22 protein-coding genes are annotated in these 23,858 nt (G+C 37.6%); 6 read left to right on the top strand and 16 right to left on the bottom strand.

Annotation, left to right across the window (positions count from 1 at the left end):
- The first annotated feature begins 157 nt into the window (after positions 1 to 157).
- From ACTNEP_RS13995 to ACTNEP_RS14010, 4 genes are all read left to right on the top strand, one after another.
- Positions 158 to 1,462 (top strand): ABC transporter substrate-binding protein, encoded by a 1,305-nt coding sequence (locus tag ACTNEP_RS13995; protein WP_441162644.1) that lies wholly within the window; start codon positions 158 to 160, stop codon positions 1,460 to 1,462.
- Between the two features lie 82 nt (positions 1,463 to 1,544).
- Positions 1,545 to 2,474 (top strand): carbohydrate ABC transporter permease, encoded by a 930-nt coding sequence (locus ACTNEP_RS14000; RefSeq protein ID WP_441162645.1) that lies wholly within the window; start codon positions 1,545 to 1,547, stop codon positions 2,472 to 2,474.
- Between the two features lie 16 nt (positions 2,475 to 2,490).
- Positions 2,491 to 3,327, top strand: a complete 837-nt coding sequence (locus ACTNEP_RS14005; RefSeq protein WP_441162646.1) for a carbohydrate ABC transporter permease — start codon at positions 2,491 to 2,493, stop codon at positions 3,325 to 3,327.
- 17 nt (positions 3,328 to 3,344) lie between these two features.
- Entirely contained in the window at positions 3,345 to 3,965 is a 621-nt protein-coding gene (locus tag ACTNEP_RS14010) for a YesL family protein (protein ID WP_441162647.1), read from the top strand.
- Positions 3,966 to 4,037: 72 nt separating this feature from the next.
- Here the strand turns inward: ACTNEP_RS14010 and yfkAB are convergent, their stop codons facing one another.
- Positions 4,038 to 5,171, bottom strand: a complete 1,134-nt coding sequence (gene yfkAB, locus ACTNEP_RS14015) for a radical SAM/CxCxxxxC motif protein YfkAB (protein WP_441162648.1) — start codon at positions 5,169 to 5,171, stop codon at positions 4,038 to 4,040.
- A gap of 141 nt (positions 5,172 to 5,312) precedes the next feature.
- Between yfkAB and ACTNEP_RS14020 the strand changes: the two genes are divergently transcribed.
- Positions 5,313 to 5,708 carry an ion channel gene (locus ACTNEP_RS14020; RefSeq protein ID WP_441162649.1) on the top strand — a complete coding sequence of 132 codons (396 nt, stop codon included), beginning with the start codon at positions 5,313 to 5,315 and terminating at the stop codon, positions 5,706 to 5,708.
- An 84-nt stretch (positions 5,709 to 5,792) separates the two neighbouring features.
- Here ACTNEP_RS14020 and ggt read toward each other — a convergent pair whose 3' ends face one another.
- From ggt to ACTNEP_RS14060, 8 genes are all read right to left on the bottom strand, one after another.
- Positions 5,793 to 7,424, bottom strand: a complete 1,632-nt coding sequence (gene ggt, locus ACTNEP_RS14025; RefSeq protein ID WP_441162650.1) for a gamma-glutamyltransferase — start codon at positions 7,422 to 7,424, stop codon at positions 5,793 to 5,795.
- A gap of 97 nt (positions 7,425 to 7,521) precedes the next feature.
- Positions 7,522 to 7,971: an Lrp/AsnC family transcriptional regulator gene (locus ACTNEP_RS14030; RefSeq protein ID WP_441162651.1), complete on the bottom strand. Its 450-nt coding sequence runs from the start codon at positions 7,969 to 7,971 to the stop codon at positions 7,522 to 7,524.
- A gap of 179 nt (positions 7,972 to 8,150) precedes the next feature.
- Positions 8,151 to 9,644: an amidohydrolase family protein gene (locus ACTNEP_RS14035; RefSeq protein WP_441162652.1), complete on the bottom strand. Its 1,494-nt coding sequence runs from the start codon at positions 9,642 to 9,644 to the stop codon at positions 8,151 to 8,153.
- A gap of 22 nt (positions 9,645 to 9,666) precedes the next feature.
- Positions 9,667 to 10,944 carry a TRAP transporter large permease gene (locus tag ACTNEP_RS14040; protein WP_441162653.1) on the bottom strand — a complete coding sequence of 426 codons (1,278 nt, stop codon included), beginning with the start codon at positions 10,942 to 10,944 and terminating at the stop codon, positions 9,667 to 9,669.
- Positions 10,941 to 11,441 (bottom strand): TRAP transporter small permease, encoded by a 501-nt coding sequence (locus tag ACTNEP_RS14045; protein ID WP_441162654.1) that lies wholly within the window; start codon positions 11,439 to 11,441, stop codon positions 10,941 to 10,943. Before ACTNEP_RS14045 ends, ACTNEP_RS14040 begins: the two co-directional genes overlap by 4 nt.
- Before the next feature lie 28 nt (positions 11,442 to 11,469).
- Positions 11,470 to 12,513 (bottom strand): TRAP transporter substrate-binding protein, encoded by a 1,044-nt coding sequence (locus ACTNEP_RS14050; RefSeq protein ID WP_441162655.1) that lies wholly within the window; start codon positions 12,511 to 12,513, stop codon positions 11,470 to 11,472.
- A 16-nt stretch (positions 12,514 to 12,529) separates the two neighbouring features.
- Positions 12,530 to 13,393, bottom strand: a complete 864-nt coding sequence (locus ACTNEP_RS14055; RefSeq protein ID WP_441162656.1) for a fumarylacetoacetate hydrolase family protein — start codon at positions 13,391 to 13,393, stop codon at positions 12,530 to 12,532.
- Between the two features lie 56 nt (positions 13,394 to 13,449).
- Entirely contained in the window at positions 13,450 to 14,625 is a 1,176-nt protein-coding gene (locus ACTNEP_RS14060) for an amidase (protein WP_441162657.1), read from the bottom strand.
- Positions 14,626 to 14,968: 343 nt separating this feature from the next.
- Between ACTNEP_RS14060 and ACTNEP_RS14065 the strand changes: the two genes are divergently transcribed.
- Complete coding sequence (locus tag ACTNEP_RS14065; RefSeq protein WP_441162658.1) at positions 14,969 to 16,558, top strand: PucR family transcriptional regulator; 1,590 nt, start codon at positions 14,969 to 14,971, stop codon at positions 16,556 to 16,558.
- A 5-nt stretch (positions 16,559 to 16,563) separates the two neighbouring features.
- On the opposite strand, the gene ACTNEP_RS14070 is transcribed toward ACTNEP_RS14065, so the two are convergent.
- The 7 genes from ACTNEP_RS14070 to ACTNEP_RS14100 all read right to left on the bottom strand — a co-directional run bounded on the left by ACTNEP_RS14070 (position 16,564) and on the right by ACTNEP_RS14100 (position 23,683).
- Positions 16,564 to 18,171 carry a PucR family transcriptional regulator gene (locus ACTNEP_RS14070; RefSeq protein ID WP_441162659.1) on the bottom strand — a complete coding sequence of 536 codons (1,608 nt, stop codon included), beginning with the start codon at positions 18,169 to 18,171 and terminating at the stop codon, positions 16,564 to 16,566.
- Positions 18,172 to 18,229: 58 nt separating this feature from the next.
- Positions 18,230 to 18,847: a cysteine hydrolase family protein gene (locus ACTNEP_RS14075; RefSeq protein ID WP_441162660.1), complete on the bottom strand. Its 618-nt coding sequence runs from the start codon at positions 18,845 to 18,847 to the stop codon at positions 18,230 to 18,232.
- Positions 18,848 to 18,917: 70 nt separating this feature from the next.
- On the bottom strand, positions 18,918 to 19,988 hold the full coding sequence (locus ACTNEP_RS14080) for an ABC transporter substrate-binding protein (RefSeq protein ID WP_441162661.1): 1,071 nt from the start codon (positions 19,986 to 19,988) through the stop codon (positions 18,918 to 18,920).
- Positions 19,989 to 20,000: 12 nt separating this feature from the next.
- Positions 20,001 to 20,795 carry an ABC transporter ATP-binding protein gene (locus ACTNEP_RS14085; RefSeq protein WP_441162662.1) on the bottom strand — a complete coding sequence of 265 codons (795 nt, stop codon included), beginning with the start codon at positions 20,793 to 20,795 and terminating at the stop codon, positions 20,001 to 20,003.
- Positions 20,795 to 21,619: an ABC transporter permease gene (locus ACTNEP_RS14090; protein WP_441162663.1), complete on the bottom strand. Its 825-nt coding sequence runs from the start codon at positions 21,617 to 21,619 to the stop codon at positions 20,795 to 20,797. Before ACTNEP_RS14090 ends, ACTNEP_RS14085 begins: the two co-directional genes overlap by 1 nt.
- A gap of 16 nt (positions 21,620 to 21,635) precedes the next feature.
- Positions 21,636 to 22,640: an amidohydrolase family protein gene (locus tag ACTNEP_RS14095; protein WP_441162664.1), complete on the bottom strand. Its 1,005-nt coding sequence runs from the start codon at positions 22,638 to 22,640 to the stop codon at positions 21,636 to 21,638.
- Positions 22,637 to 23,683: a ring-opening amidohydrolase gene (locus ACTNEP_RS14100; protein WP_441162665.1), complete on the bottom strand. Its 1,047-nt coding sequence runs from the start codon at positions 23,681 to 23,683 to the stop codon at positions 22,637 to 22,639. Before ACTNEP_RS14100 ends, ACTNEP_RS14095 begins: the two co-directional genes overlap by 4 nt.
- Positions 23,684 to 23,858 lie beyond the last annotated feature (175 nt).

Here is a 23,858-nt window from a genome sequence, read left to right on the forward strand (position 1 = left end):
CTTTCTGGTTTAATTTTTTTTTACAACTAGTACTGCTCGCAAGCATCATCGCCAAAACTTTGTTTATCGTTAAAACTAACTAAGTTACTTTATCAGGTGTTAATTAGCTGTTGAAAGCTAGTTAATATAAATAAAACTATAGGAGGGTTAATAAGTAATGCTTAAAAAGTATGCGCTTTCATTATTACTCTTAGTTATCATTGCTAGTTTGGTGGCATGTTCTCAAGACGATGATTCTAGTGGATCAGCTGATAATGATTCAGGTGGCTCTGGAAATTCTGGTGGCTCAGGTGGGGAAGTAGAGTTAACCATGTGGGTATTCCCAGGAATGGGAATCGATGAACAAATTGAACGGTATCAGGAAGAGAATGAAAATGTCACCATTAATGTTCAAGAAGCAGAGTATGCAGACCATCATCAAAACTTGCTTACAGCTATCGGTGCTGGTTCTGGCGCACCTGATGTTGCAGTCGTGGAGTCAGCTTATATCGAACAATTTAAAGTGAATCCCGATCAATTCCATAACTTAAATGATTATGGTGCAGAAGAAATCGCGGACGATTTTCTTGAATGGAGATGGCGTGAAGCCTCTTCTCCGGATGGTTCATTTGTATTAGGAGTCCCAACGGATGTTGGTCCAATGGCAATGGCATATCGGATGGACATCTTTGAAGAAGCAGGGCTGCCAACAGATCCAGATGAAGTTTCTAGTCAGTTAAGCACATGGGAAGATTATATTGAAGCCGGACGACAAATACAAGAGGCTACTGGCGGATACATGTTTAATCACATTGCTGAAATTTACGGGGTTATCCGAGATCAAGGGGAAGTGCAATATTTTGATGAAGATAACAATCTAATTATCGAAGAAAGTGAACAAATCTCTAAAGCATGGAACTTAGCTATTGAAGCGATAGATATCCAGGCTGGGATCGAAAGAGAGTCAACTGAGTATGGTGCTGCGTTAGCAAGAGGAGATTTTGCTACAGTCTTCTTACCACCTTGGATGCTGCAAAATATTAAAGATGATGCGCCAGAAACAGAAGGGCTATGGAATGTAGCTCAAATCCCTGAGGCTTCTGGAAACTGGGGTGGTTCGTTGCTGACTATACCTGCACAGAGTGACCATCCACAAGAAGCATATGACTTTATTTCCTGGTTAATGGCACCAGAACAACAATTGGAAATATTTAAAAGCTACGGGAACTTCCCATCTACACCGGAATTGTATGACCATGAAGAAGTTCAAAACTATCATGATCCATTTTTTACTCGTGATGATTTAGGCATAATGTTCGGGGAAGCTGCAGAACGTGTAGCATATGTTTACCGTTCACCTGACACAGCGACAATTAACACAATAATGGATGATTCGCTTACAGCGATTCATGACGGATCGGCTACACCGGAAGATGCTTGGCAAAATGCCTTAGATGAAATAAACAGACAAATCTCTCGGTAAAATTAATAACAAAGGGTAAGAAGCTGAGCTTAGCTTCTTATCCTTTTCACAATATAAAGAGGTAAACAAAGGAGGTAAAAAAGTGGCTGAGCATAATCCTGTCCATTCTGAAGCTGTTGATAGTAAGACTAGGAAGAAGTATCGTCCCAAAATACATGATGCAATATCAGGATATTTATTTATATCACCTTTTTTTATACTTTTTTCTATCTTTGGTATTTATCCACTGATTTTCACAGCTTATTTATCTCTGCACAGATGGGACGTGCTTGGAGATCGAGAATTCATTGGACTTTCCAATTATCAATCCTTACTTACAAATGACCCATTATTTTGGAAATCTGTCGGTAACACCTTTAGCATTTGGATTATTTCCACGATCCCTCAGTTAATTCTGGCATTAATATTGGCATTTATTCTTAACCAAGCCTTCTTAAAAGCGAAAGGCATTTTTCGGCTAGCGATCTTTATGCCTAATATTACATCCGTTGTGGCTGTTGCCATTATCTTCTCTGCTATGTTCGGTACTAATTACGGAGTTATTAATTATGGACTAACGTTATTCGGCTTGGAGCCATTTGATTGGAAAGGGTCTTATATCGGTACTCAGCTGGCGATATCAGCAATGGTGATGTGGCGATGGGTAGGGTACAACACGATTATTTATTTAGCTGGACTTCAGGGGATTTCTAAAGATTTATATGAAGCAGCAACGATTGATGGGGCAAGCAAACCGCAACAATTTCTCTATTTAACCATTCCATTAATGCGACCAATTATACTATTTACGGTAATCCTCTCAACCATTGGCGGAATGCAAATTTTTGCCGAGCCTTTATTATTCGGCCGTGGCGCAAGTAATCAAGGTTTAACCATGACCTTGTATTTATATGAAGAAGCCTTTACTCGCTTTTCCTTTGGGTATGGTGCGGCCATTGCTTGGGTTCTCTTTGTTATCATCATCTTGTTCTCATTATTTAACATGTTTATAACACAACGGATAAGGTCTTAGAAGGAGGGGCTCACAATTGAGAGAAGTAGGGGAAAAGAAAGTACCTAAGTTTTTCTTATATATATTTTTAACCTTAGCAGCCATCATATCTGTCTTTCCATTTTATTGGATGTTTGTTATCGGCTCTAATACGAATTCAGAAGTAAATAAAATACCGCCTGCATTGTTACCAGGACCCAATTTTGTTGAGAACATGTTCAAGGTCTTTGAACGGATTAATTTCTTCGGATCGTTGTTAAATTCCTTCATTATTTCTACAACGATAACGATTGCTGTGTTATTTTTCTGCTCACTGGCAGGATTTGCTTTTGCAAAGATAGATTTTAAATTTAAGAATTTCTTTTTCATCTTTTTATTAGCAACCATGATGGTTCCTCCTCAGCTTGGTTTAATCCCATCTTTTATGATTATTAGTTTCTTAGGGTGGGTCGACCAGTTGCAAGCAGTAATTGTACCAGGTATGGTAAGCGCATTTGGTGTATTCTTTATGCGCCAATATATTGCAGGTGCCATTCCAAATGATTTAATGGAAGCAGCAAAAATAGATGGTTGTGGTAACTTCCGCATATATTGGAATATCGTTGTACCAACTATTAAGCCTGCATTTGCAACATTAGGAATTATTACCTATATGAACTCTTGGAATGATTTCCTCTGGCCACTTGTCGTATTGAAGGATAAGAGCTCACATACCATTCAAATTGCGCTAAGAACATTGAATGATGCTTATACAACAGATTACCCAATGATTTTAGCTGGCACATTTCTTGCAACCATTCCAATTCTCATCATCTTTTTAATTTTTAATAAGCAATTTATTGCAGGAATTACGGAAGGTGCCATAAAGAGTTAATACGGGAGGATTTATCATTGGAGAAATTAAATTGGTTGGTAGTATGGTTATGGGAAATGATAAAAATTCAATTGTATTGTTACTTGTATATTCTTCGAGGAGGAGTGGTACTTGGGGTATTTCCTGCAGTTGCTGCAGCTTATGCCTGCATTCGACAGTTATACATTCATGAAAGTTATCAGCCGCTTAAGCAATCAATGCATAAATACTACAAGGACAATTTTAAAGCAGCGAATTTATCTGGCTGGATACTGTCGATATTCAGCATACTAGTCTATTTCAACTGGTATTATGTTCCCCAAGTACCTAATGCTATCGTTAAAGTTCCTTTGTATGGGGTTTTAACTACATTTACCCTAATCCTTATTATTTGTTGGATATATATACTACCAAGCATTACTCATTTTAAAGCCGGAACATTGGAGTATCTATACATAGCAACCATTGTCGGCTTAAGTAGCTTATCACACACTATTCTGCAATTTCTCTTACTTGTGATACTTTACTTTTTGGCATTTCAGTTTATCCAGATTAGTATTTTCATTTTTATACCAGTGTTAGCTTTGACACAGATGTATATATCTCTATTTGTTTTTAACCATTCCATCCGTAATAAAGAAAGCAAGACTACTAGCTGATGAGAAGTGCTTTCACCAAATAAAAGCCTGTTTCGCTTACTATCGAAACAGGCTTTTAGCATATAAATTAACTCAAAGCGAAATATTTGCTGATCTTTCTGTAAAATCAACATCTTGATAATACGTATTCTTAACCAGGATATTCGGTCCTAGGCATTTTACAGCTGGACAGTGACAATTTAAGGACTTTGCTGTTTTTGATGCCATCCAGCGATCATAAGAAGTTTGTAACGGGGTATTCTGAATATTGCCAAGTGATGGTTCCTCATCATCACCAAAGTCTGTCACAATCACTTTCCCGGAAAAGATATTGACATTTAGACGAGACCTTCCATCCGGATCATTCCGCACTGTTACGTTTTTTTCGTTGTACAACCTTTTTAGTAAAGCAAGTTCTTTTTCACTTTTGTTACATGGATAAAAGGGCAATGTACCAAATAACATCCACATCGATTGATCACGATGATCTAACAGTCGTTCAATACCTTCCTGCATTTCTTGTAAAGTGAGTGTCTCCATATTGCTAGCAAAATCTACTGGATACATAGGATGAATCTCATGTCTGGCACATCCCATTTCCACTACATGATCATGAATGGATTCTAAATAAGGAAAAGTACGTTTGTTTAACATCGTTTCCGCTGATACCATCACACCTTCCTTAGCAAGTCGCTGGGAATTTTTGACCATTCGCTCGAAATATTTTTTACGATTCTCTTCACTTGGCTTCCGATCCATATTGGCAAAACCAGTTTCTGCAAACTCTTCAGATGTTCCCCAATTGTGTGAAATATGTAGGACATCTAAATAAGGGATAATCACTTCATACCGGGAATACGGCAATGTCAAATTCGAATTAATTTGTGTCCGAACTCCACGTTCATGCGCATAACGCAGTAACGGCACAACATATTCCCGTACAGATTTCTTAGACATCATCGGTTCTCCACCAGTAATGCTTAATGTACGCAAATGAGGGATTTCATCTAATCGTTGCTTTAAAAGTGAAAAAGGTAACGCATCTGGATCCTTATCCCGAAGCGTATACCCTACTGCACAATGTGCACAACGCATGTTACATAAATGAGTGGTAGTAAACTCTATATTCGTTAACGTCATTTCACCATACTGTTCAACATCCATGTATGCTTCCCACGGATCATAAGCTGGTGTAATCGGACGCTTTACTTCATTCACAAACGTCATATATAAACTTCCTTTCTACTAACCTTCTAAATTATTGTAACAAATATTTTCACTTTTTTCTTTAGGGTAAATGCGACGATCCACTTACGATGTTTGATTTATACGTAGATAGTTAATATATACAGTAAAGGAGGTCAAGTCATGTCACAGTTTTTAATGGTGGCTGCTATTATCTTTATTACAGTTCAATTAATGTATTTTTTTCAAAATAAAACCTACAAGAAAAGTTATTTCAGTACAGCTCTTTTTAAGAAGTTATTTTTTGTGCTGTTTGGTATTACATTTGGTTTTACTTTACTATATTATGCCTTATCTTTTCAGGAAACAGTGGTTGTACATGAGGTATCGGACAATACTCCTATAGAGCACAGCTTTACCAATCTGCTCTACTTTAGTGGTGTCACCCTCCTTTCTATTGGGTATGGAGATATGGTCCCTGTTAACTCTGCAAGGTTCTTTGCCTTAATTCAAGCTGCGATTGGTGTCTTGCTACCTACTGCTTATTTTATGAAAGCATTAGACCAATCAAAGGATTAATAGTCTTATAGAAAAATACCAATAAAATCATATGATTTTATTGGTATTCCCTGTTAGAATGTATGCTCACGAAGCCTTCACTTACTAATAACCAAGCGCGATACCATCGCTTCTCGGGTCACTACCTGCTAGTTTTATATTATCCTCATTAATTAAAATGACACCAGCATGCCCCATCATATCACTGTAACTGTCGACTATCTCTATCTCATGTCCTTTGTTCCTCAAGCTTTCCTGAACAGATGGCGGAATTCTATTTTCCAATTTTAATGAGTTAGACAAAGCTCCCCACGTTCTCCCATATAACCACCGCGGAGCCTCAATAGCTTCTTGTACCGGGTACTGGTAATCTACAATTCTTGTCACTAAGGCAGCTTGTGTTTGCGGCTGTCCTTCTCCTCCCATCGTTCCATACACCAGGTATGGTCGATTGTTTTTACACAGTATCGCTGGATTTAACGTATGAAAAGTCCGTTTCTTAGGCTCTAATTTGTTTATCGCATCTTGATTTAATGAGAAGTAGCTCCCTCGATTCTGCAGTAATATCCCTGTTTGTGGTGGCACCACCGCAGCACCATATTCATGATAAATACTTTGAATCATGGATACAGCATTTCCCCATTGGTCCACGACACCAAACCAAACGGTATCACCTCTTGGATCTAATAAGGTAGCAAATGCCCCCGCTTCTTCTTTATGTTGTATCATGTCTGCTAGTTGTTGTGCATATTCCTGCGATAGTAACTGATCTACAGGAGGCATCGTATAGTCTGGATCCGTAACCCATTTATCTCTATCCTTAAAGGCGAGCTTTGTCGCTTCCACAATAAGGTGGTAATAGGATGCATCTTCCTTCATAGCAGATATATCAAACTGATTTAAAATATTTAAAATCGATAGAGAGGCAATCCCCTGTGTATTAGGTGGTAAATTATATGCCTTATATCCCCGGTAATCAACCGCGATCGGCTCAACCCAATCTGCCGTATGTGTAGCAAAATCTTCTTTTGTTAGAACTCCAAGCTGATTTTGACAAGCTTCTGTCATTTTATCGGCAAGCTCTCCTCTGTAAAATGAATACCCCTTATCTATCGCAATTGTTTGCAGTGTTTTTGCTAAATCCTTCTGATAAAAAAGCTCCCCTGCTTGTTTCCCTTGCACGAAAGGATCAATAAATATAGAAGAAAAATCATTATTATTACGCTGATCAGCTTCCATTTCTTCTCGCATAAAGCCTTTTGCCATCTTTATTTGGCTGTAAGTGATTGGAAAACCATTTTCAGCATAATCGACAGCATCCTCCAGAAGCTCCGCCCAATTCATCGTCTGATCCATAACCGACTCTGCATAATCGTATGCCTTTAGCCAGCCTGATAATGCTCCTGGAACAGTATTAGCAGCTAAATATCCTCGTTTAGGGATCTCTTCATAACCGATTTGACGGTAATAGGTGATATCCGCGTTTTTTCCTGAACGGCCACTCGCATTCAGTCCTTTAAGTTCTTTATTTTTGGCATTATATATCAACCAGAAATTATCCCCGCCCAAGCCGTTCATATGCGGGTACACAACCCCCAATGTAGCGGCAATCGAAATAGCCGCATGGATGGCATTACCACCTTTTTGCAATATTTTCATTCCTGCCTGGGAAGCTAAGTAATGCGGTGAGGTTACTGCTCCTTTAGTAGCCATTACAGTTGGCCGATAAGCCTTCATACTATCACCTCCAAATGATACAAGTAGTTTGTTTTAACTAGGAATAGCTATCAAACACGTTTCTAATGATTAAAATGGTTAATGACGTACCTTCTGCTTATAACTTTAAGCCTTTTCTGCTTTTGAATCGACGTAACAGAATATGACTTTCCACTCTTGTAATGCCTTCTAAGCCATATAATTCTTCATTAATAAACGACTCTAGTTTTTTGAAATCTTCCACCAATACATGCATATGTAACGTACTTGGCCCCGTCATTTGATAACAACTGGCCACACTCGGATTGTCCGCCAGATTTTGTGCTACTTGAACTAACGAAGATGGTTCACAGTCTACTTCGAAAAAAGCAGACACATGCTTTCCTACTTTTTCAGAATTAATCACGGCGCTGAATCCTTCAATAACGCCTTCATCAATTAATTGATTTACTCTTTCGCGAACAGCAACTCTAGACAATCCTAATTCTTTACCAATATCTACATAAGACATTCGACCATTTGTTGCTAACAATTCTAATATTTTGGTATCCTTTTCATCAATTTTCATCTCTAGCACCCTCTCGAACAATTATTTATGTATAGCATGCTATTTGCTTAACAAAATGTCAAGAAAAGGTACTATTATCTTTCGAAACGTAATGAACAGCAGGCATTAATTACAGAGTGTGATGAACATTTGACGATGAAAGGAAGACAAGTCCTTTTACTATTGCTAAATAATTTTGTTTACTTCATTTCTACTCCTGCTTTTGGCAACGATTCTTTCCAATGTTCTTTCACATATTCCCATGATTGTGATATCTTATTCTCTACCATTTGAAATTTAGACTTAGCCTTCTTCAATTCTTGTTCATATTCCAGCTGTTTTTCCTTTAGTCGATTTCTTATTTTCCTTTCTTTTTCACTAGAAAGGATCCGTTTGTTTTGCTGTTTGATCCATTTGCCATCTTGCATTACATCTGTTAAATGTTCTCCATTTTCGTAATAAACGATCTCTGAGAAAAATTCAGCTGCAGTTACATTCTCATATGTTAAACCAAGAAAGCTTGCTAGCTGTCCTTCTTGTAAAAATGGTTGATCCCACTCTTCTTTACTTAGAGACGTTTTGTTTATCATTCTTTTGAACACTTCGATTGGGTCTAACCAATCTTTTCTATCATCTGAAGCAATTCGACTTAATCTGGAAGATTGCCGCATTAATTCAAATGCGCTCAAATTGCCGCAATTATAGCCATCAGTCCCTAAAAACCATGGAATATTATGCGATTGATAATGGTGTACAGGACAAATGCCAGAGCCTAAATGTAAATTACTACAAACGCAATGAACGATACTAACCCCTCTATCTCGCATTAGTACACGGTCTTCTTCTGTTGTCCAGATAGCATGGGCAAATAGCGTTTTTTCATCTAACAATTGAAATTTATCCATTCTCTGAAGTAAGGACTCTCCCTTTACATGACTAAAAGTCCACTGAGTATGGGATTCTAAAAGATGTGAATGCCAGCCAATATCAAATTCCTCTTTCATTCGTTTCGTTTGTTCCAACAACTTATCTGAACACCTTTGTACTCCATCGACCCCTAGCGCAATTGCCACATAAGGGTGTGATTCATATCTATCAACCAAATACCGCATTAAATCCTGATAATGATAGATATCGTTAGATGAAGTATTTCTTTTTATAGGTTGCTCACCAAAAGGTAAAGTATCAAGGTAATCTAAATCAGAAAACATAGGTGCTAATACAGTACGTAAGCCCAGCTCTTCATAAGCTGATACCGCAGCAGCAATCCCTTCTTTTGTCAAATAAGGTCGCTCAGAAAAATGGTCAACAGTCAGTTGGTATCCATTCCGAAGCAATTCCATACTATGAAGATACGTACAATCATAGATCAGTTCTGGATCACGATTTTTACCATAGGCTATTGCTTCTAACATATAAAGGTCAAGTGGCAGTCTATCAACTGTACGTTTCAAAATTCCGGTATAAGAATGACTATGAGCATTAGAGAAAGGTGGAATGATAAACAAATTGGAAGCATCTCGCACTTCTACATGCGTCCAATCATCCTTGTTATATTCACTAGGGTCAAAAACTTTTTTCACCTTACCATTTTCTATTACAATTGATTTTGCTGTAAAATAGATATTTCCATTAGGATTTGTATGAAGAACCATAGCAGAATCTATTAATAATGGTGATCTCTGGAATATCATCACTTACCCCCTTCTATTCGAATTATTTCCCATAGAGTAAATTTGGCAAAAACAGAGAGACTTCAGGTATGTACGTAATAATAGCTAGCACTACTAACGAAATCGCAATAAATGGGAGCATACCCTTTGATAATTTCAATAAACTTTGATGAGAAATCCCCATTAGAACAAATAGGTTTAAGCCAAACGGCGGCGTAAACATTCCTATTGCCGAATTCACCGTCATGATCACACCTAAATGCACGGGGTCAATCCCATATGAAATACCAATTGCATAAAATAACGGTGCTAAAATGACGATTAAAGAAGAACCGTCCAAGAACATTCCTGCAACAAGAATAATGACATTAATCAACAACAAAATGATTATTTTATTATCCGTAAGATCTGTCATAAAATTGGTAACCTGAACCGTTACTTGTTCAACTGTTAGATACCAGGATAAAACGGCAGCTGATGAAAGAATCACCATCACAGTTGCTGTAGTTTTCCCTGATTCTACAAAAACTTCGAATAAACCTTTCCAATTCAATTCTCGATAGACAAACATAGAAATGAAAAATGCATAGATTACTGCTACGCCAGCAGATTCAGTAGGGGTAAATAATCCACCATAGATACCACCAATAATAATAATTGGGATACCCAATCCCCAAAGTGCATCTTTTGTTCGATGTAATACCTCTCGAATACTCCAAGGCTCTTCACTGACTAAATGATGCTTTTTCCCATAGGCAATACAGTAAATGACAAATACAAGAGCAAATACAATGCCCGCACTTAGTCCAGCGATGAATAATTCACCTACAGAGGTTCCTGTCACAGCCCCATAAACAATCATGGTAATGCTCGGAGGGATAATAATACCTAACGAAGAAGTTGAACCAATTAACCCGGCGGCAAATGATGCCGGATAATTCTTTTTAATCATTGCCGGAAGCATCATACTTCCGATCGCTACCACTGTTGCAGGAGATGATCCAGAGATAGCCCCAAAGAATAAACAGGCTAATACCACGGATACAGACATTCCGCCCGGCACCTTGCCAATTAATGCGTTTGTTAATGCAATGACTCTTCTTGAAATACCACCTTTACCCATGATATTCGCAGCTAAAATAAAGAGAGGAATTGCCATCAATGGAAATTGGTTTAAACCGGAAAACATTCGTTGTACAACGGTCTCCGCAGGTATACCATTGACAAATAACAACATAACTATAACAGAACCAGCTATGGCGATAAACATTGGCATACCGGTAAAAACAAGAACCAAAAGCAGTACAAAAAACCAAATCATCTGACTTCCCCTCCTTTCGTAGGTATTTCACGTGTTTTGATCCAAATAATCAGATTTCCTATTAACCGAATCGACATTAATGCACCACTTATCGGAAAAATAAGATAGACACACCACATCGGAAGCTGCATAGCCGGTGACACTTGTGAAGTCGTATGAAGCGACTCCACTACACCAAGTCCTAAATAGGTAATAATGATGGTAAAGGCTAAAGATAAACAGGTCCGAACACCGAAAACAATGTGCGCAAACCAATTAATCGAGGAATTCTCAAAGATCGATACAGCTATATGATCATTATTTGTCATGGCTAAGGACGATCCTAGCATAACGATATAAATAATAATATATCTGACCGCTTCTTCCGCCCAAACGATGCCCGAATCAAAAAAGTAACGTAACACTACATTCAAAAAAATGATAACGGAGGTTAAGAATATACCTGAAGCAACGATAGCTTTTTCCACAATATCAAAGCAGCGAATGATCTTTTTCATGATAATTAACCTCCAATCTTCCTATTGTTTATTCTGTTGAATCGATTATTTCATAAGTTCTATCTAATAGTTCCTGACCGATTTCATCTGCAAATTCATCATGAACACTTCTTGTTTGCTCCTGAAATAATGCCAATTGCCCCTCCGTCAATTCATATATTTCTGTTCCGTATTCCTCGATCGTTTCGATAAACCCTTCTTCTTGTGCCAATGTTTCTTCTCGTTCAAATTCCGCTGCCTCTTGGGACGCCTCCAAAATGACTGTTTGAACATCCTCTGGTAATTGGCTAAACCATGCATCACTTAATATAAACGCATAAGCTAAATATCCATGATTAGACAAAATCGTATAATCCTGTACTTCATAAAAGTTCATTTTCACAATTGAAACTAATGGATTTTCCTGACCATCTACGACATTTTGTTGCAAGGCGTTATAGGTTTCAGCGAACGATATTGGCACAGGATTAGCCCCAAGTGCCTGAAATTGCTCAATCACGATCGGGCTTTCCATCGTTCTAATCTTTAGCCCTTCAAAGTCTGACGGTTCCTCAATTCTTACATTACTAGTAAATTGCTTAAAGCCACTTTCCCAGAATGACGCACCTTTTAAACCGATGTCTGCTAATCCCCCTAACAACTCTTGTCCCACTTCTCCATCTAACACTTCATAGGCAGCTTCTCGCGATGGAAATATAAATGGTAAATCAGGTAACTGCATTTGTGCATCAAAGGTAGATAACTTAGCGGTTGGGATTAATCCCGCTTCCACACTTCCACTTTGAATTAATTCCGTTACTTCCACATCATCCCCAAGTTGTCCAGAAGGGAAGATTTCAATTTGTACCTGCCCATCTGTTCTCTCCTCTACTATTTCTTTAAATTTCTCTGCGCCTACATGCTGTGGGCTATCATCTGCTAAATCATGATGCAATTTCATTTCATACACTTCACCAGTTGATTCTGCAGCAGATGCCTCCTCATTTTGATTAGAAGCTTCCTCATTTCCACAACCTGCAGCAACTAACATTAATCCAGAAAATATAACTAAATGTCTAAACGTTTTATTCATGTCCATTCTTCCCTTCCTATTTTTGTTGAACTTGATTTTTCAATGATCGAAAGCCGCTAATATCAGCCTGTATATCATCCTGATCTCGAAGTGTGACTTTCCCTGGTGTACCGGTTAAGATAATATCTCCTGGAAGTAATGTCATGACCTTCGAATGAAAACTCACAATAAAAGACGGACTATATCGCATGTTTTTCACTTGGTTTTGGTATGCCAATTGACCGTTATGAATCGTTGATACAGTCAGCTCACCAACCTCCTCCACTTCAGCTTTTGTTACCAATTCAGAGCCAAAACTGAAAAAAGTATCAAAACTTTTAGCCCTTGTTAAATAGCGATGATTTTCAGCATGAATGTCTGATTCAGTCATATCTAACGCAACAGCAAAACCAGCTATTAACTCAGCGGCTTCCTCCTCTTTCACATCTCGACACTCTTGACCAATAATAATGGCAAGCTCAGCTTCTGCTGTTGTATTAGTGGAGTTCTTTGGAATCATAATCTTATCGTCCGATCCTATAATGGTGGTATCTGGCTTCATAAAGCTAACCGGATCTGTATAAGGGACATCTGCAAGTGATTGTTCAGTTGGATCAGTATAATTCATCCCTATTCCCCATATTTTTCGTGGTCTTCGATATAAAGGGGCTGGATCAACAGTATCAGCATCAAAGCCATATGCATTGTTAAGTACCTCTATACCATCCGTTCGATACCACGATTCCAATTGCTTTAATTGATTTCCTTCAATAAGGTCAAAAACTGTAACTGGCCAGCTTTTATTTTCAATTTCATTCAGTGTTTCTATTAAAAAATATCTATCGTTGTGAATAATAGCTGCTTTTTCTTCCCCTTCATGCGCGATCGTTGCTAACCTCATTACTTCACCTCGTTTGATCTTCTTTCACTTCAGATTAATAGCCTAGACATTTCTACTTATACTTTCTCTACATTATTTACAATAAAAGACCTAACAAATTCTATTAACCGTTTGTCCTCACCCTTAGCGGCAATAAAGGATAGCCCTACAGGAGCTCCTTCTATCTCTATCCACGGTATACTAAGCTGTGGTAATTCATTCAGACCGGCTATACTCGTCATCTGCAAAAGCTTTTGCCTATGGACTTGCAATGCTTCTCCCTCTGTTTTTAACAAAGGAGCTACATTAGGAGAAGTAGGAATAACAATAATCGTTTCTTTTCCTAAATGATGTCCTAAGTTCCTGTTAATACTCGCTCTTTTCTGCTGAGCTTGTATGACACTTTCTTCCGTAAGCGTTTTGGTCCATTGAAACCGTTCAAGAATCCCCGGTCCAAATTCGGGCTTAACTGCTTCAATCCATTCTCCATGATTTTTCCAAATCTCGTAGCCTTGTAAAATACGAAAAGTTTCCATCCAACTTTCTAAGCCATCCTCTGATATTTCTATTTCCTTGCTGTCAAAATGGGGCAGATCTATCTTTCTTTTGGCTTCTTTTATAGGAGATTCGACTAATTCCCACACTTCCTTTGGGAATAGTAATCTTGTAAAGTTGGCATGACCATCATTAGACCTCTCGAGTAAAATTTCTGTCACCTTTGAAATTATTTCGATATCTCTTGCCATAATTCCCACCGTGTCAAAGCTTTCGGCAAGAGGTATAACACCTTGAAGAGATATGGCGTTATGGGAAGGGCGAAAACCATATATTCCACAATAGCTTGAGGGAATCCGGACACTCCCTCCTGTATCCGTTCCTAAGGAGAAGTCAACTAATCCAGCAGCCACTGCTACAGCTGATCCACTGGAGGACCCACCTGGTATTCTAGTTGGTGCAGCTGGATTAATTGGTGTACCATAAAAGTAATTTTCTCCATTCAAACTATACATCAATTCATCAGTATGCGTTTTACCAACTAACTCTGCTCCACTTTCTAGTAATCTCTCGACACTCACTGCATTTGAGTCAGCCGGTAAATGCGTTTCTTTCCAATATGGGTTACCTGCACTTGCAACAAATCCTTCTACTTCAAAAACATCTTTTACACAAAATGTATAAGGATATAATTTACCTTTCTCCTTTGGAGGTATTTTACAATGCTGATCAATAAACGCTCTCCACTTATCCTCCATTTTCGCACCTCCAACTTTTCATATTGTATTAACTATAACGGCAGGGCGAATTTAGTGTCAATATAGTTTACATCAATTGTTAAAAATAATAACTCACACCTTTTTAATTGTATAATTTAACAATATCATCTATTTTTCTACCATTTTCACACCAATATAATGCTATTTAGCTAGATATACAGAGATTTCCAGTAAAACACTCGTCAGAAAACCTTACAGTTGTCAAGGATTTTTTCCGCTTTCAGGTATAATATAAAGAGAAAACATCATGATCTTGCCAATAAACCCTATTACTGTTTCCGAATTTGCCTGTAAATGATGTCACAAGGGGGAGGGATTACCATTGTATCTAACAATTAAGGAAGCCTTAGCTGTTTATCCATTTTCTGAGTCACGCTTAGTAGCAGGAGCTAATAGGTTAGACCGGGGGATCACAGCAGTAAACATTATGGATGCTCCTGATATACAAAACTGGGTAAAAGAGGGCGAATTACTGTTAACAACTGCCTTTATTCTCAAAGACAATATTGATAAGGCAATAACACTTTTAAGACAATTAGATAAGAAGAGTTGTGCCGGTTTAGCTATTAAATTAGGAAGATATTGGAAGGAAATTCCGCAAGCAATTATTGATACAGCTAACCAATTAGATTTTCCTTTATTTGAATTACCTTATTCTTTTACTTTTTCTGATCAAATCAAAGCTCTTTACAGTGAAGCACATCTCCAGAAGGAAAAATGGTTAAGCGAGAAAATCCTTATACAAAAGGAATTAATTACATTTCCACATGAAAATAAAGATATTGATCAATATTTAGAAATCGTTGCAAAAATTATCCAGCATCCTTTTGCAGTACTAACCACTACAGGAGACTTTTTGTTTAATCAAACGAACCAGTCAGAGAAGGAGTTACTCCAAAAGTGGAAAGATATAAATAAAGAACCGAAAAAAATAAAACACGCGGATACGTATTATCAAATGGAATTACAAGACGAGCAAAGACAATTTGGCTATTTATTTATTATTAGTGAGCAAGATATATCAAAAGAGGAGGAAATGCTTTTTGGTCAAATTGGTGAAATTTTGTCAGATTATTTCTCCAAAATCTACGCCACCCAACCTGAAAAATTAAAAGAATATAGTTTCAACAAATGGGTAAAGAGCTTTCTGAATAAGCAAATCACACTGGAAACTTTACGGGAAAAGTTAGATGAGCAAGATCAAAAACTATTAGAAATGCCTTTTTGGATCGTTTTAATTGACCACGATACCGCTAGCACAAAACTTCCTATTCATGACATTACTATAGAATTAGAAAAGCACGCTTATTTTAAAAGTTACGAAATGAAACACTTCCATTGGAATGACTATCAGTTTTCCATTATTTTTGATCCTGAAGCAACAAACAGAGTATTTCAACGTACTAATTTGTTCTTACCAATATTTGAAGAGATACTTGGTAGAACCAACAGTAAGCAAATGTTAAAACTGATTACCAGCAGACAATACAACCAGCTCGATGCTTTATTTGATGCCTTTGAAGAATGTCTTCATGCAAAAGACTTAGCCGCCGAATTAGATTATAATGATGATGTCATTATTGTGGAAGAACTGGATTTCTTTAGTCTTTTCCGACATATACCTGACCAATTAATGGAAACTTTCTATCAGAATATATTTGAATCATTACTCCATGATAGTACAAATTTTGAAAAAGACATGTTAGCAACACTGGAAACTTTTATCGAGTGTAATGGAAACATAAAAGAAGTAGCCAACAGACTGTTTATCCATCGTAATACCGTGTTATATCGACTGGACAAAATCAGCAATCTTCTTAATATCGATTTAAAGAATATTGATGATCTGCTCCGGATAAAAATGGCTCTCACTTTCCTACAAATTAAAAATATCAGGCAAATCAGTTCCTGATATTTTTAATTTTTTATTATTTTTAACGTAATCTGAAGTTCTAAAGAGATTTCAGGATCATCAATGTTCAGTCCAAGTAATTCCTTGATTCGTTCTAATCTATATACGACCGTATTATAGTGTGTAAAGAGGTGGTCCGCTGTAGCCCGGATATTTTTACTTTTTGCAAAATAGGTTTCCAGCGTTTCGATGAGCATATCTTTTCGGGGATGCTCAAGTAATGGTCCTATTAGATCTGCAATGTATCGGGGGATTTCCTCTGTTTCCGGTAACAAATACAGCAACCGATAAATATGCATATCACTAAAATAAATACTCCGCTTTTGAAAATTGTATTGTTGATATATTTTCCTTACTTGTAAGGCTTGTTGGTAGCTTTTATACACATCCTGCAGTTTGTTCACTTCATTTCCAATCAGTAAAGTGAATGTTTTGGCTCCCTCATGAAAGGAGATAAAACGCCCAATCTCATTTTCTATTATTTTCATACTTACATGAAGGTTTTGCTTTTCCCTATCTGCTACCAACATAACCATTTGGCCATTAAATTCGGTGACCAGCACTTCACTGCTAACAAATTGATTCAACTGTTTCTTAAGCAAGGTATATGGATGAACGAAGGTGGAGGAGTCGCCTAGTTGAAGAATACAGACCTGTAACCACTTCTCCTCTAAAGCAACATTCGTAATTTCTGATTGAGTTCCGCTCTGTTCAATCGATATTTCATCTCCTCGAAGTAAACTTTTGACAAATTGAGACAAATATTTTTCCTCCATTTGCTCTTTAAATTGGATATGGGTTAACTCCATGAGGAGAATAGTGCTAATTTTTTCTAAAGTTAAAAAATCCACATCGGTTAAATGATGATTGGTCTCAATACATGCAATATAAGGAATATGCTGAGAGGTTCGGTTTTTAGATAAAGGAAGACCGAAGCCAACAAATATTTCCTCCCTTAATTCTACTTGAAAAGAGCCTGTCCCCACTCTCCCCTCTATGACATTAGCTAGGTCAGCTAATTCTGTCGCATTTAAAATATTTGATAATAAGGGAGCGACGATATCACCGGTCAAATCCTTAATAATTAACGGGTTTTCCAGCTCCTGTTCAAGTTCAGCTAGTACATCTTCCAGCTTTTCTCCTTCTACTATAGAGTTAGTAAACTTTTGGAGGCGATTATAAGTAGCAACAAAATGCTCAGATTCCCGATAAAATATCTCCTCCATCGCAACTCGAACGACGTCTGAAAAAACCGTGGTGGGCTGGATCTCCACGATTGGAAAATGTAACTCTTCCGCTTTTTTCAATACTTCGTTAGGAATTTCTGTTATAAACCGTTTTATTTTTATTCCGATTCCTGCCACACCTTTTTCCACCAATTTCTCTAAAAAAACAATTAAATCCTCAGGATTGTCCCGGAAAGGGTAGCCTGTTGTTAAAATAAATTCATTTGGCCGGACAAAATGATCCACCTCAGGAGAGCCCATTATATTAATACGATCGATCATTTTCTTATCGAATTCTACCGCAGCTACCAGTTGCGCTCCTTTTAATGGCTCTAATTTCAATAAATCCCTTAATGTTAATCCACGTTGCTTCTTAATCTCTTTCATACTTACACCAACCTTACCTTTTGTTGATGTTTATTTTACATGTAAATACTTTTTTCTACTAGCTGTGAAAAAAAGATTGAAAGGTGTCATAATCAATCACTGCTCCATAATGTCGACTAATATTGGTAAGAGAAGGCTCGTACGCATCGATAAATGCAGAGGTTGTTGCATCCTTGATCACTATCACATGATAATCTAAATGATGAGCATCTCTCACAGTAGCCTCTACACAAGTGTTTGTATTAATTCCTGCGAATATGATCGTTTCAATGCCCAAATCATCTAACCTTTTATGTAATTGATGATTGATAAATGCGGTATAACGATGCTTTTTGAAGATGAAATCATCTGGTTTAGGTTGTAAATCATGATAAAATTCAACTCCCCACGTTCCCTCTCGACAACTGTTTGGATGATTCATCGCTATACGTCTATCCTTCCATGCCCCATGACCATCATTTTCATCATTATATTCCATTTGTATAAATAGAACAGGTATTTTGTTTCGTCTTGCTACCTCAATCAATTTTAAAATAGTAGGTTCTAACGCTTGATACTTTTTAACATGGAAGCCTGCTTGTGCAAAAGCACCATCATCAGCAACAAAATCGTTTTGCATGTCAATGACCATCAAGGCCGCTTGTTTCTCAACGCACAATTTTTTCACATTATACATCACGACAATTCCTCCTTTTTAATAGAAAAAGATTCACAGGAGAAAAGAATTCCTATGAATCTTAGTTGGCTTATTCAGGCAAATATTCATTCGTATAATAGCGATCTAATGCCACTCTGTCGTCAATAAGATCACTTTTTTCAAGAATGTCTAATGTATCGGTCATATTTTGCTCACTCATCGTTCCATAGGGTTCATTCTCAAAAATCGATATTTCCTCTAATAGATCTAATTGATTACTAACTGTAACTTCATCTGTCGCATCCGGAAATAAATCCAGTACGATATTAATAGCTTCTTCTTTATTTTCAAATGTAACAGCAAATGCCTCATCAATCGCTGCTAGAAATCGTTTAGTCGTATTAGGATTCTCTTCTAAGAAATTCGTATTACCAATAATAGTTAGCCCAGCAAGGTCATATCCATAATCCGCCAAATATAACGGGGTTAACTCTACTCCTAATTCTTCTTCAAAAATCGGATATTCATTAGTCGAAAAAATCGCCACTGCATCTACTTCTCCATTAAGAAATACGCCATTTCTTGCAGATGTTTCTACTTGAACTGCATCAACCTTTGCTACATCTACATCGTTAGACTCCAGGAAATTAGGAAAGATATTCGTAAATGTTGAAGAAATAGACATCGCGATACTTTTACCTTCCAAGTCTTTCGGTGTTTCTATCGCTGCCTCCGGATGTGAGGCAATCATAATTGGAGAGCGATTCATATAGGATGCGATCATTTTAATTGGCATATCTTGTTCTATACCTTGCGACGGTTCTACCGTTGAGGTAACGCCAAAATCATCCTGACCTTGAGCAACAGTTTGCATCGTATTTGTGGAACCATTACCTTCCAGCACTTCTACATTCAATCCATATTTCTCAAATATCCCTTTTTCAGATGCTACAAAAAAAGGGGTAAACTCACCTTTAAATCGCCAATTTAACCTTAGCGTTACATCTGTTACTTCTGGCTCTGGTAATGCTGATTCAATTGTTTCCATTTCTGCTCCATTTACTTCTCCTGCCGTTTCATCACTTGCCGGATTGGTGTCCTGTGCCTCTGAATTATCTAATTGACATGCTGCTAACATTAACAATCCAAAAAGAATCAGGATAAAAACAGATTTTTTCATTGTTTATTCCTCCTAAATTTCTGCTAGAATGCCTTGCGATTGAAAAATATTTCGAATAACATTGACACTCTCGGTAAACTTACTATCTGAACGTGTTTGATGATCCCTAGGTCGCGGAAGATCAATAGGTAATTCCTTCATAATTGCTCCTGGCCGTTCAGACATTACCACAACACGATCTGACAAGAACACAGCTTCTTCAATACTATGTGTGATGAAAACGGTAGTAAATTTGTATTTATGTGATAATTTTAGTAAATCATACATCATCTGTTCTCTCGTTAATGCATCTAAAGCACCAAATGGTTCATCCATCAGTAACAATTTTGGATCCTGTATTAACGCTCTACATATGGACACCCTCTGTCTCATCCCTCCAGACAACTCATGTGGATACTTATCTTCGAAACCTTTTAAGCCAACAGATTCCAACAGTTCTAAAGCTTTTGCTTTATTTGTTGTATGATCCTTTCTTTCAAACCAAGTAATCCCTTTTAACTCTAGTGGCAGCAATACATTATCTAAAACAGACCGCCATGCAAGCAATACATCTTTCTGAAATACAATAGCTGCCCCGTCTGCAACGCCGGTGAGCAATTCATTATTTACTTCCACTTTACCAGTAGACGGTTTATCCAGGCCGGCAATAATTCGCATAATAGTGCTTTTCCCACAACCACTTGGTCCTACTATGGATAAAAATTCACCTGCTTCAATTTTTAAATCAATAGTAGATAACGCATGCACGTTCCCTGTTTTTGTATAAAATACCTTCTGTATTCCTTTTAAATTTAAGTAACTACTCATTACTGATCACCTCCTGCTTTATTTGCGTGATACCAAGGCATAAGGAGTCTCTCCAGCATATGAACAATTAAGAATAGAATCATGCCAACGAAAGCAAGCACTACAATCGTTACAAATACCAATTCTGTATCTAAACGGGCATTAGCTGTCAGCTGAAGATAGCCCAAGCCTTTTTCAGATGCTACAAACTCTCCAACAATAGCACCGACAACAGCCAAAGTTATACCTACTTTGAAACCAGAGAATAGATGTGGTAATGCATTAGGCAACCGAAAGTAAAAAAATATTTTCGCTTCGGATATACCTAGTGACCGACCTAAATCATGCATATCTTTATCAAGGGATCTAAAGCCATTCACCGCATTAATTACGATCGGAAAGAATGATATTAAACACGCTAATAATATTTTTGTCACTAAGCCATACCCAAACCAAATCACAAGTATGGGAGCAATAGAAACCATTGGAAGACACTGAATTCCTATAATAATTGGATATATCGAATTGGCTAAATAACGAGAATAAACAATTGTTATCGCCATTGGAATTCCGATAACTAAACTTAAGCCAAAACCTAACAATACCTCATACAGAGTAGTTAATGTATGTTCCCAAAGCATGGACAATTCCTGTGCTAAACGACTGCTAATTTCAAAAGGAGAGGGTAAAATATATGCCGGAATTGCAAACCATCTCGATAACCCTTCCCATACGAAAAAAATAGCTAGAAGTGTTAATATCGCCCAACCAGACTTTGGTATCACAATGGGCTTTTTCTCCACATTCGCCTTTTGTCCATTTTCCACTTCAACATTTGTGGTCACATTCCATTCCTCCTTATCATATCCTTACTAAAGATGCTTGTACTGGAGCCGGTGCTTCTGCTAGTAATTCCATTTCCTCTTTGACAGTATAAACAAATTTATTTTCCAATCGGGCTAGTTGATTTGCTACCCGTTTATTTTTCGGTTGCTTTTGTAACCACGCTAGGATATCTTTTACTTCATTTGGCTCATAGAAGCGTTGGGTATAAGCTAGTAGTTGACCATATTGCAACATATTTCCACTTCCCAAAGGGTTAAAGAAATCACGTAAGTTGTCAGATCCGATTTGAATTGGAACACCCGCAGCAGCCAATTCCTTTACCCTTGTTAAGGATCGGGTAGCTATTGCCGTTGGACAAGTAGTGATAGACATTCCCGATTCAACCACTTCTTCAATCGTTTTTGCTGCTAATCCATTTTCAATATTAGCCAATGAGCAACAATGGATCGCTGTCACTTGATCACCAATTCCTCGATTTTTCGTCACTTTAGCCAAATAAGGAAGGTTAAAATCATCTGGTCTTCCAGTTTCATCTGTATGAAATTCAATCCAATCAAGATCCGCTTTTTCAGCCAGCACTAAAATTTGATCAATATGTGCTTTCCCATCTTCATCCATGGTTGTATGACCGCCAATTCCTTGAACTCCTAATTTCAACGCTTCTTCTAATAAGACTGTTGTTTCGGGAAAACGATCGAATCCTTCTTGATTAAACGCTACAATATCAAGAACAATCCTTTCACGCCATTCCTCCTGCACTTCCAGTAAAGCCTCTATCGCTCTTAATTCGTAAAGTGGATCTACATCAACATTTGTTCTGACATAGGAAGTACCATAGTGATACATTTTTTCTAATGCTTGAGTGGCTGCTTGTTTAATTTCTTGCTTTGTTCTTACCATTTTGATTTCTCTCGTTAAAGCTGCTCTTTCTGGTGCAGTTATATCTTGATATTGTTGATTTTCTAATAAAAATCCTTTATCAATATGAGCATGATAATTCATCCAGCCAGTGACCTTCATCCAACTACTCCCTTCTCATTGATTCGAACAACAGGTGCAATCAAATTGGCTCCCTGTGGTCCTTGATGCTCCGATCCAGCAGAACACAAAATACGCGTTTCTCCTACATAGCTGCCAACAACAGCATTTGCTACCGCTTTTGCTATAATCCCTGCATGCATCGCTAATGCATCCGTATGCATCGTATGTCTTTTCCCGCGGATATCCGGTATGGCATCGGCTCCTGCATTAACAAACACTTGTACTACACGCTTTTGCATCGCCTGATCTAAATAACTGCCTGATGTGATTCCTACATCACGAAATGCTCGATAGAGTCCTTCTAAATCCATCGCATCTTCCATGATTCCTGCCCCTATTTTCAAATCACTTGAAGAAGTAGTAGAGTTACCCATCACGATAATTCGTGCTGATGTTTGCTCTTGACCAGCAGAAACAGATGTTTTTTCTGAATATAAACGATGATCACGATTGATAGCATCTTCAGTTAATTGCTTACGGTCTATTTCTTTTAACGCAACAGCAGATCCTAAAGCAGATGCAGCTTTTGCCATTGCACCTCCTACTCCCCAAGGACACTTCACTTCCACACATTTCACATCTTCGACAGAAGTAATGCCGGCATCTTTGATCGCTTCTCTCACTGCTTCTGAAACTAAATCCACTTGTTCTAATGTCCCAATTTGAGCAGGTTCCAATACTGGAGTGGAAGCAATCCCAAAGGCAAAACGTTTGTCATTGTGTGACTCCTTTGATTCTTTCTTGAGGAATAAAGTATAGTGGGGAGTCATTAAACCACCTGTTTTACCTATCATCATCATAGGAATTTGGTCGAAAACTTCCTGATGACTAATGTTTAAATAGTTAGAAAGAAGGACCTGAAACGCAAGAGTTGCATAACCTCTGGCATAACCATCTCCTTCTGTTTGCGCGATAATGGCCTTAATTTCTGTCGGTTTTACTTCTCCTTTTTCAATTAAAGTCTTTAATTCGGAAACATCCCCCGGATCTTTCATATCACATCTAATTAATTGGTAGTCCATTGTTCAACCTCCATTTGCATACATTTCATTTATTACAAGAATTGTAGCATTGCGACCCTGACTATGTATTTGGGAGGTTGACACAAATAAACTTAGGATTAATTAGCGAGGTTTACTAAAAACGAGGAGACTTTGTTAGATTCTCACAATTATTTGTCATATAAGTTTGCAAACA

The sequence above is a fragment of the Gracilibacillus sp. HCP3S3_G5_2 genome (assembly GCF_052063305.1).
Classification (GTDB): Bacteria; Bacillota; Bacilli; order Bacillales; family Amphibacillaceae; genus Gracilibacillus.

What these genes read in the sequence shown, in the direction of transcription:
- ACTNEP_RS14050 (WP_441162655.1), bottom strand. Translation starts at nt 12,513, where the DNA reads ATGAATAAAACGTTTAGACATTTAGTTATATTTTCTGGATTAATGTTA.
- ACTNEP_RS14070 (WP_441162659.1), bottom strand. Translation starts at nt 18,171, where the DNA reads ATGAAAGAGATTAAGAAGCAACGTGGATTAACATTAAGGGATTTATTG.
- ACTNEP_RS14035 (WP_441162652.1), bottom strand. Translation starts at nt 9,644, where the DNA reads ATGATATTCCAGAGATCACCATTATTAATAGATTCTGCTATGGTTCTT.
- ACTNEP_RS14040 (WP_441162653.1), bottom strand. Translation starts at nt 10,944, where the DNA reads ATGATTTGGTTTTTTGTACTGCTTTTGGTTCTTGTTTTTACCGGTATG.
- ggt (WP_441162650.1), bottom strand. Translation starts at nt 7,424, where the DNA reads ATGAAGGCTTATCGGCCAACTGTAATGGCTACTAAAGGAGCAGTAACC.
- ACTNEP_RS14045 (WP_441162654.1), bottom strand. Translation starts at nt 11,441, where the DNA reads ATGAAAAAGATCATTCGCTGCTTTGATATTGTGGAAAAAGCTATCGTT.
- ACTNEP_RS14055 (WP_441162656.1), bottom strand. Translation starts at nt 13,393, where the DNA reads ATGAGGTTAGCAACGATCGCGCATGAAGGGGAAGAAAAAGCAGCTATT.
- ACTNEP_RS14080 (WP_441162661.1), bottom strand. Translation starts at nt 19,988, where the DNA reads ATGAAAAAATCTGTTTTTATCCTGATTCTTTTTGGATTGTTAATGTTA.
- ACTNEP_RS14100 (WP_441162665.1), bottom strand. Translation starts at nt 23,683, where the DNA reads ATGGACTACCAATTAATTAGATGTGATATGAAAGATCCGGGGGATGTT.
- ACTNEP_RS14060 (WP_441162657.1), bottom strand. Translation starts at nt 14,625, where the DNA reads ATGGAGGATAAGTGGAGAGCGTTTATTGATCAGCATTGTAAAATACCT.
- ACTNEP_RS14020 (WP_441162649.1), top strand. Translation starts at nt 5,313, where the DNA reads ATGTCACAGTTTTTAATGGTGGCTGCTATTATCTTTATTACAGTTCAA.
- yfkAB (WP_441162648.1), bottom strand. Translation starts at nt 5,171, where the DNA reads ATGACGTTTGTGAATGAAGTAAAGCGTCCGATTACACCAGCTTATGAT.
- ACTNEP_RS14030 (WP_441162651.1), bottom strand. Translation starts at nt 7,971, where the DNA reads ATGAAAATTGATGAAAAGGATACCAAAATATTAGAATTGTTAGCAACA.
- ACTNEP_RS14085 (WP_441162662.1), bottom strand. Translation starts at nt 20,795, where the DNA reads ATGAGTAGTTACTTAAATTTAAAAGGAATACAGAAGGTATTTTATACA.
- ACTNEP_RS14095 (WP_441162664.1), bottom strand. Translation starts at nt 22,640, where the DNA reads ATGAAGGTCACTGGCTGGATGAATTATCATGCTCATATTGATAAAGGA.
- ACTNEP_RS13995 (WP_441162644.1), top strand. Translation starts at nt 158, where the DNA reads ATGCTTAAAAAGTATGCGCTTTCATTATTACTCTTAGTTATCATTGCT.
- ACTNEP_RS14075 (WP_441162660.1), bottom strand. Translation starts at nt 18,847, where the DNA reads ATGTATAATGTGAAAAAATTGTGCGTTGAGAAACAAGCGGCCTTGATG.